The following is an 8356-nucleotide window of genomic DNA, read 5'->3' as shown; positions in this document are numbered from 1 at the left end:
AAAACAAGAGTAGACGCAAGATTGACGCGGATATTCGTCAATTAATTGTCTATATTTTTTCGCTATTGACTATATGCCAAACTATTGACCTTGCAGGTGTCATCCTAAACACTCGTCCCAGTAATGTCACATTGATATTTGAGTGACGAGCCGTCTTGCCGACTGTGATTTGGCTCCAATTTTTAACTTTCCGACATACGGTCATTCGTGCGGTCATTTTCCGATGCGTTCGTATGCTTCGCAGTGATTCACGACAAGTAACTCAGGGAAATCGAAGCCGTTCGTCTTGCAGTGGTTCAAGGATTTATTCATCGCTACAGGCACCGGTTTTGTTCAGGTACAGAGCTTTACGCAGGCCATGCGACAGGCGCTGGAAGTCCATGCGGAAGTCCAGGCTGGTGTTAATAATCGATTGGGCGCGGATTATCAGTTAAAGGAGGCAAAAGGGGGATACTTTCCAAGGATCGATCTGCTGGGCGGTCAAGTTGTAAAAGGCAATGACAGCGACATCACGCGAGCCGCATCGACCCATAATCACCGGGAAAATTTTTGCTCCGCAGGTGTCGAGCCAGCGCCTCTGGCCAATGGCTTTTGACGGTTTTTCGACGTTCAATGAAGTGGTGCGTCAACAAGCCGCCGAGATCAAAAACATTCAGTTATTTACTCATTACCGATTCAAGGCGACCATGAGCCAGTTGCTCAAAAGCCAGGGAGTGGTCGCACCGTTGGCATCCGTTGTGCAGAACGACGAGAAGCCCAGGTTCAGCTCCCCGGGATGAATTGAGTCCTCCCTTTTTACCGTTAGCCAAGAGTGTCGAGCGTGGAATCAGAAGTCAGTCGGGTTCAACTCATCCATGATCCACGCGCGTTGCATGACGATCCGTTACTGGATGGCCTGCTCGCCCTGTGCACTCTGCACCAGAAGCCGGCCAGCGCCGCGATGTTGACCACCGGCCTGCCATTGCCCAAGCAACGCCTGAGCGTTGAACTGCTGCCTCGCGCCGCCGCTCGCGCCGGCCTGCAAGGTCGGGTGCTGCAACGCAAGCTTGAGCAGATCCCGGCGATTGCGATGCCGGCACTGCTGTTGCTCAAGGATGGCCGCAGTGCGGTCCTGCTTGGCTGGCACGGTGACGACCAGGCGCGCGTGCTGCTGAATGAGTGCGATGGCGGCGAAAGTGTCGTCAGTCGCGAACTGCTCGCCGACGACTACACCGGCAAAGTGTTTTTCGCTCAACCGCAGCACAAATTCGACGTCAATCACGGCACGCTGATTCCGCGTGCGCGTTCGTGGTTCCGCGACACCCTCAAGCGTTCGCGCTGGCTGTACGCCGACGCCATCGCCGCGAGTTTCCTGATCAACATCATCGCCATGGCCGCGCCGTTGTTCGTGATGAACGTCTACGACCGTGTGGTACCGAACCAGGCTGAATCGACCCTGTGGGTCCTGGCCATCGGCATTACCGGTGCCTACCTGTTCGACCTGATTCTGAAGAGCCTGCGCAGTCTGTGCCTGGACCTGGCCGGCAAGAAAACCGACCTGATCATCTCCGCCACATTGTTCGAACGCATTGTCGGCATGGCCATGAAGTACCGCCCGGCGCGGGTCGGCAGCTTCGCCCAGAACATCCATGAGTTTCAGAGCCTGCGCGACTTCCTCGCCTCGCTGACCCTGACCAGCCTGATCGACCTGCCGTTTACGCTGCTGATCTTCATGGTCATCGCGATCCTCGGCGGGCACCTGGTGTGGATTCCGGTGCTGGCATTCCCGATTGCCCTGCTGATCGGCTACGCGTTGCAGAAGCCGTTGGTAGCGACCATGGAACGAACCATGGCCCTCGGTGCCGAGCGCCAGTCGAGCCTGATCGAAACCCTCGCCGGCCTCGACGCGGTGAAGGTCAACAACGCCGAAAGCGAACGCCAGTATCAGTGGGAACAAACCATCGGCACCCTCAGCCGCCTCGAACTGCGGGTGAAAATGCTCTCCGGCCTGGCGATGAACATCACCTTGCTGATCCAGCAACTGGCCGGGGTGATCATGATCGTCTTCGGTGTGTACCAGATCATCGACGGTCACCTGAGCATGGGCGGCCTGATTGCCTGTTACATGCTCAGCGGTCGCGCGCTGAGCCCGCTGGCCTCGCTGTCTGGCCTGCTGACCCGTTATCAGCAAGCGCGGGTGACCATGACCTCGGTCGATCAAATGATGGAGTTGCCGCAAGAGCGCAACTTCGAAGAGCGTCCGTTGAGCCGCAAGGTGCTGCAAGGCGCCATCGAGTGCCGGCAGATGAACTTCACCTACCCGCAACAGCAAAACCAGGCGCTGAAGAACATCAACCTGACCATCAAGCCGGGCGAGAAAATCGGCATCATCGGTCGCAGCGGCTCGGGCAAAAGCTCCCTGGCCAAACTGCTGGTGGGTCTGTACCAGCCGGACGACGGCGCGCTGTTGGTGGATGGCGTCGACATCCGTCAGATCGACGTCAGCGAGTTGCGCCACAACATCGGCTACGTGGCTCAGGACATTCAGCTGCTGGCGGGCACCCTGCGCGATAACCTGGTGTCGGGCGCACGTTATGTAGAAGACGAATTGGTCTTGCAAGCCGCCGAACTGGCTGGCGTGCATGAGTTCGCCCGTCTGCACCCACAAGGTTACGAACTGCAAGTCGGTGAGCGCGGGCAGAACCTGTCCGGCGGTCAACGCCAGAACGTCGCGCTGGCGCGGGCGCTGTTGCTCGATCCGCCGATTCTGCTGCTCGATGAGCCGACCAGTGCCATGGACAACACCGGTGAAGAACGCCTCAAACAACGCCTCGCGGCGGTGGTTGAAAGTAAAACCGTGGTGTTGGTCACGCACCGGGCTTCGTTGTTGTCGCTGGTGGATCGCTTGATCGTCATCGACCGTGGACAAATTCTTGCCGATGGCCCGAAAGCCGCCGTGATGGAAGCGTTGAAGAAGGGGCAGATCAGTGTTGCTTAAGTCGGGTTTCAAGGGTGCGATCGGCCGTTACTTCAAAGGCTCCGAGTCGCTGCATGGCCAGCCACTGCCCGAGGTCAACAAGGCCCTCATCGAAGACGCCCCGCGCGTGGTGCGCCTGACGATCTGGGCGATTATTGCCTTCTTCGTGTTCCTGATGCTCTGGGCCAACTACGCGGTGATCGACGAGGTCACCAAGGGCGATGGCAAGGCGATTCCGTCGTCGAAGATCCAGAAAATCCAGAACCTTGAGGGCGGTATCGTCTCCGAGCTGTTCGTCAAAGAAGGGCAGATCGTTGAGGCGGGTGCGCCGCTGATTCGCCTCGACGACACGCGCTTCGCCTCCAACGTCGGCGAGACTGAAGCGGATCGCTTGTCGATGCTGCTGCGAGTCGAGCGCCTGAGCGCGGAAGTCGACGACCGTCCGTTGAATTTCGCGGCGGACGTGCTCAAAGCCGTGCCCGTTCAGGCGGCCAGCGAAGAATCGCTGTACACCAGCCGTCGCCAGCAACTGCACGATGAAATCGGTGGTTTGCAGGAGCAGTTGATCCAGCGTCAGCAAGAGCTGCGTGAGTTCACCTCCAAACAGTCGCAGTATCGCCAGCAACTGAGTATGCAACGCCAGGAAATCAACATGTCCGAGCCATTAGTGGCCCAGGGCGCGGTGTCGCCGGTTGAAGTGCTGCGCCTGCGGCGTGCCGAAGTCGAAACGCGCGGACAACTGGATGCCACGACACTGGCGATCCCTCGCGCCGAATCGGCGATCAAGGAAGTGCAGCGCAAGATTGACGAGACGCGCGGTAAATTCCGCAGCGAAGCCCTGACTCAACTCAACGAAGCACGCACCGATCTGAACAAGGCCCAGGCCACCGGCAAAGCGCTGGAAGACCGGGTCAGCCGAACGCTGGTGGCATCGCCAGTGCGCGGCATCGTCAACAAGCTGCTGGTGAACACCATTGGCGGCGTGATCCAGCCGGGCAGTGACCTGGTGGAAATCGTGCCGCTGGACGACACCTTGCTGGTCGAGGCAAAAATTCGCCCGCAAGACATCGCCTTCCTGCACCCGGGGCAAGAGGCGACGGTGAAGTTCACGGCGTACGACTACACCATCTACGGAGGGTTGAAGGCCAAGCTTGAACAGATCGGTGCAGACACCATCACCGATGAAGACAAGAAGACCACGTACTACATCATCAAGCTGCGCACGGATCGCAGTCACCTGGGGACGGATGAAAAGCCGTTGTTGATCATTCCGGGGATGGTGGCGTCGGTGGATATCATCACCGGCAAGAAGTCGGTGCTCAGCTATTTGCTCAAGCCGATTATTCGGGCGCGGGCTGAGGCGTTGCACGAGCGGTAGGCAGTCAACCTGTGGCGAGGGAGCAAGCTCCCTCGCCACAATTTGTACATCGTCTGTTCTGCCATATCGTTATTCACTAACGGTATTTAAATTTCGATTCTTATACCTATAAAGTCACTCTCCTGCGTACCTGCCGACCAATCGGCGCGCCGCACGACACGAACGAACACGGGACCTCCGTGAGTTTCTTGATCGACGCGCGCGCCCTTGAGCGTGCCGTGCGTGGGAGTGATTTTTATGTCAGCTGTCTCTGCTACCAACCGCATCGCGCCACAAACCTTCGACATCCGCCCGTTCAGCGGCGCCGTCGGTGCCGAAATCATCGGCCTTGACCTGTCCCGCCCGATCAATGACCAGGACTTCGCCCGCCTCCATCGCGCGCACCTGGATCATCACGTCGTGGTGTTCCGCGACCAGCGAATTACCCCCGAGCAGCAGATCGCCTTCAGCCGACGATTCGGTGTGTTGCAGATTCACGTGCTCAAGCAATTCCTGCTGGCCGGCCACCCGGAAATTCTCATCGTTTCCAACATCATCGAAAACGGCCAATCCATCGGCCTCGGTGATGCCGGCAAGTTCTGGCATTCCGACCTTTCCTATAAAGAACTGCCCAGCCTGGGCTCGATGTTGCACGCCCAAGAGCTGCCGTCCGAGGGCGGCGACACCCTGTTCGCCGACATGCACAAAGCCTGGGACAACCTGCCCGACGCGTTGCGCAAAGCGGTTGAAGGCCGATCCGCTGCGCACTCGTACACGGCGCGCTACAGCGAGACCAAATTCGAAGGCAACTGGCGCCCGACCCTGACGCCGGAGCAACTGGCTCAGGTCGCAGAAGTGGTTCACCCGATTGTCCGTACGCACCCGGAAAACGGGCGCAAGGCGCTGTTCGTCAGCGAAGGCTTTACCACCCGCATCGTTGGTTTGCCGGAAGACGAGAGCCAGCAACTGCTCGCCGAACTCTACGCCCACAGCGTGCTGCCGCAAAACATCTACCGCCATCAGTGGCAGGCGCATGACTTGGTGTTCTGGGACAACCGCTCGCTGATCCACCTCGCCGCCGGATGCCCCAGCCATCTGCGCCGCAAGCTGTATCGCACCACCATCCAGGGCGACGCGCCTTTCTGATTTGTCGGAGATTTGATCATGTCCAAACGTCTTCCCTTTGCACCGCTGGCGGCTGCCATCGGCCTGGGTTTCAGCCTGATCGCCGGCAGCCTGGTGGCGCCGACTGTGGCCCACGCCGAAGGTGAAATCCGCATCGCCGAGCAGTTCGGCATTGTTTACCTGTTGCTCAACGTGGTGCGCGATCAAAACCTGATCGAGAAGTACGGCAAGCAGGAAGGCATCGACATCAAGGTTGACTGGACTCAGCTCTCGGGCGGTGCGGCGGTCAACGATGCGCTGCTCTCCGGTTCGATTGATATCGCTGGCGCCGGCGTCGGCCCGTTGCTGACCATTTGGGATCGCACCCACGGCAAGCAGAACGTCAAAGCCGTGGCCTCCCTCGGCAACTTCCCTTACTACCTGGTGAGCAACAACCCCAAGGTCAAAACCATCGCCGATTTCACCGAGAAGGACCGCATCGCGGTGCCGGCGGTGGGTGTGTCGGTGCAGTCACGCTTCCTGCAATACGCGGCTGCCAAGCAGTGGGGTGACAAGGAATTCAATCGCCTCGACAAGTACACCATTGCGGTACCGCACCCCGACGCCACGGCGGCGTTGGTGGCCGGTGGCACCGAGCTGTCCGGGCACTTTTCCAACCCGCCGTTCCAGGATCAGGAACTGGCCAACCCCAACGTCCACGTGGTGTTGAACTCCTACGACGTGCTCGGCCCGAACTCGCCGACGGTGCTGTTCGCCACCGAGAAATTCCGCGAAGAGAACCCGAAAACCTATAAGGCCTTCATCGCGGCGCTGACCGAAGCGGCGGAGTTTGCCCAGAACGATAAAGGCGCGGCTGCCGACACTTACATCCGCGTCACCAAGGCGAAAATCGACCGCGCCGCGTTGCTGAAAATCATCGACAACCCGCAGTTCGAATTCAGCGTCACGCCGAAGAATACGTATCCACTGGCCGAGTTCCTTTACCGCGTCGGCGCGATCAAAAACAAACCGGATTCGTGGAAGGATTACTTCTTCCAGGACGCCAAGCCACTGCAAGGGAGCTGACTGAAATGAACGCCCCTTTGCAAGGCCACACGGTCAGCAAACCGAACGTCGCAGCCCAGGCGCTGCTGTCGGTCGACAACGTCAGCCTCGAATACCGCACGCCGCAGCGTGTGGTTCGGGCGACCCACCAAGTCAGTTTTGAAATCGATCCGGCGGACCGCTTTGTGCTGCTCGGCCCGTCCGGTTGCGGTAAATCAACCCTGCTCAAGGCAGTTGCCGGGTTCATCCAGCCGTGTGAGGGCGAGATCCGTCTTCAAGGGCAAACCGTGCATGCGCCGGGGCCGGACCGGATCGTGGTATTCCAGGAGTTCGATCAACTGCCACCGTGGAAAACCGTCAAACAGAACGTGATGTTTCCGCTGCTGGCGTCCAAAACCCTGAAGCGTAAAGAGGCTGAAGAGCGCGCGCTGCACTACCTCGAAAAGGTTGGGCTGGCGGCGTTTGCCGACGCTTATCCGCACACTCTGTCCGGTGGCATGAAAGCGCGAGTCGCCATCGCTCGCGCCTTGGCGATGCAACCGAAAATCCTCTTGATGGACGAACCCTTCGCCGCCCTCGATGCGCTGACCCGCCGCAAGATGCAGGAAGAATTGCTGCTGCTGTGGGAAGAGGTGCGTTTCACGCTGCTGTTCGTCACGCACTCCATCGAAGAGGCGCTGGTGGTGGGCAATCGCATTCTGCTGTTGTCCCCGCATCCGGGCCGTGTGCGGGCGGAGGTCCACAGCCATCAATACGATTTGCACAGCCTCGGTGGCGTGGCGTTTCAGGAGTCGGCGCGACGGATTCATCGGTTGTTGTTCGATGAAGGCCAGTCGCCGGAGACCGAGCGCGAGCTGGATTTCTCCGACATTCGCATCGCTTATTGAGCCATTGAGAGGAGTGCCCGATGAGCCATTTATCATCTGCGCGTGAAGAGTTCGAAACGGTTTTGCAGCCGCTGACCAGCGTACCGCTGGAGCGTGAATTACCCCTCGGTCAGCGCCTCTGGCAGCAGGGCTGGATTCGTAAAAGCCTGATCCTGATATTGCTGGCGGTGCTGTGGGAAGTGGTCGCCCGCGTTCAGAACAACGACCTGCTGCTGCCGAGTTTTCTGCAAACGGCCAGCGCGCTGTATGACGGTTTGCTCAGTGGTGAGTTGCTGGGCAAGGTCTGGATTTCGCTGGTGGTGTTGCTCAAGGGTTACCTGATCGGCATCGTCCTGGCGTTTGCCTTGACCACGCTGGCGGTGTCGACCCAGTTCGGTCGGGACCTGCTGAGCACGTTGACCTCGATGTTCAACCCGCTGCCGGCGATTGCGTTGTTGCCGTTGGCATTGCTGTGGTTCGGCCTGGGGCAGAACAGTTTAATTTTTGTGCTGGTGCATTCGGTGCTGTGGGCGTTGGCCTTGAACACCTATGCCGGGTTTCTCGGGGTTTCGGAAACGTTGCGCATGGCCGGGCGTAATTACGGGCTCAAGGGCATGCGGTTTGTGCTGTTTATCCTGATTCCGGCGGCGTTGCCGTCGATTCTTGCCGGGTTGAAGATTGGTTGGGCCTTCGCCTGGCGTACGTTGATTGCCGCAGAGTTAGTGTTTGGCGCGACCAGCGGCAAGGGTGGGTTGGGGTGGTACATTTTTCAGAACCGTAATGAGCTGTATACCGACAAGGTGTTTGCCGGGTTGGCGGTGGTGATTTTGATTGGGTTGCTGGTGGAGAATCTGGTGTTTGATTCGTTGGAGCGGGTGACGGTTAAGCGCTGGGGGATGCAGCGGTAAGCGTTGTGGTGTCTGGTCTGGCCCCTTCGCGAGCAGGCTCGCTCCCACAGTGGATCTTCATTGGATGCCAATTTTGTGAACCACATAAATCCCCTGTGGG

At 58.9% G+C, this 8356-nt stretch carries 7 protein-coding genes and 1 pseudogene; all 8 read left to right on the top strand.

All coding sequences use genetic code 11. The features are described 5' to 3' along the window. Positions 1-286: 286 nt before the first annotated feature. The 8 genes and pseudogenes from ACWKV5_RS28270 (at position 287) to ACWKV5_RS28235 (ending at position 8256) form a co-directional block, all read left to right on the top strand. The gene (locus ACWKV5_RS28270) at positions 287-595 is read left to right on the top strand and encodes a hypothetical protein (protein WP_483843935.1); all 309 of its coding nucleotides are present in this window, start codon (positions 287-289) and stop codon (positions 593-595) included. Between the two features lie 31 nt (positions 596-626). After that, positions 627-784 (top strand): annotated as a pseudogene (locus ACWKV5_RS28265) (TolC family outer membrane protein); the annotation flags it as partial. Positions 785-820: 36 nt separating this feature from the next. Next, positions 821-2977, top strand: a complete 2157-nt coding sequence (locus ACWKV5_RS28260; protein WP_483843934.1) for a type I secretion system permease/ATPase — start codon at positions 821-823, stop codon at positions 2975-2977. After that, positions 2967-4334 carry an HlyD family type I secretion periplasmic adaptor subunit gene (locus ACWKV5_RS28255; protein WP_123436283.1) on the top strand — a complete coding sequence of 456 codons (1368 nt, stop codon included), beginning with the start codon at positions 2967-2969 and terminating at the stop codon, positions 4332-4334. The genes ACWKV5_RS28260 and ACWKV5_RS28255 overlap by 11 nt, the downstream gene beginning before the upstream one ends. 237 nt (positions 4335-4571) lie before the next feature. Beyond that, a complete protein-coding gene (locus tag ACWKV5_RS28250) occupies positions 4572-5459 on the top strand; it encodes a TauD/TfdA dioxygenase family protein (protein ID WP_483843933.1) in 888 nt (295 codons plus the stop codon). Positions 5460-5477: 18 nt separating this feature from the next. Then, positions 5478-6503, top strand: a complete 1026-nt coding sequence (locus tag ACWKV5_RS28245; RefSeq protein WP_483843932.1) for an ABC transporter substrate-binding protein — start codon at positions 5478-5480, stop codon at positions 6501-6503. Between the two features lie 5 nt (positions 6504-6508). Next, the gene (locus ACWKV5_RS28240) at positions 6509-7369 is read left to right on the top strand and encodes an ABC transporter ATP-binding protein (RefSeq protein WP_410922937.1); all 861 of its coding nucleotides are present in this window, start codon (positions 6509-6511) and stop codon (positions 7367-7369) included. Positions 7370-7389: 20 nt separating this feature from the next. Further along, positions 7390-8256 (top strand): ABC transporter permease, encoded by an 867-nt coding sequence (locus ACWKV5_RS28235; protein WP_483843931.1) that lies wholly within the window; start codon positions 7390-7392, stop codon positions 8254-8256. Positions 8257-8356 lie beyond the last annotated feature (100 nt).

Source organism: Pseudomonas oplopanacis (assembly GCF_057128725.1).
The sequence above is the reverse complement of the archived record's forward strand: the minus strand, read 5'-3'. Positions and strand labels throughout refer to the sequence as shown.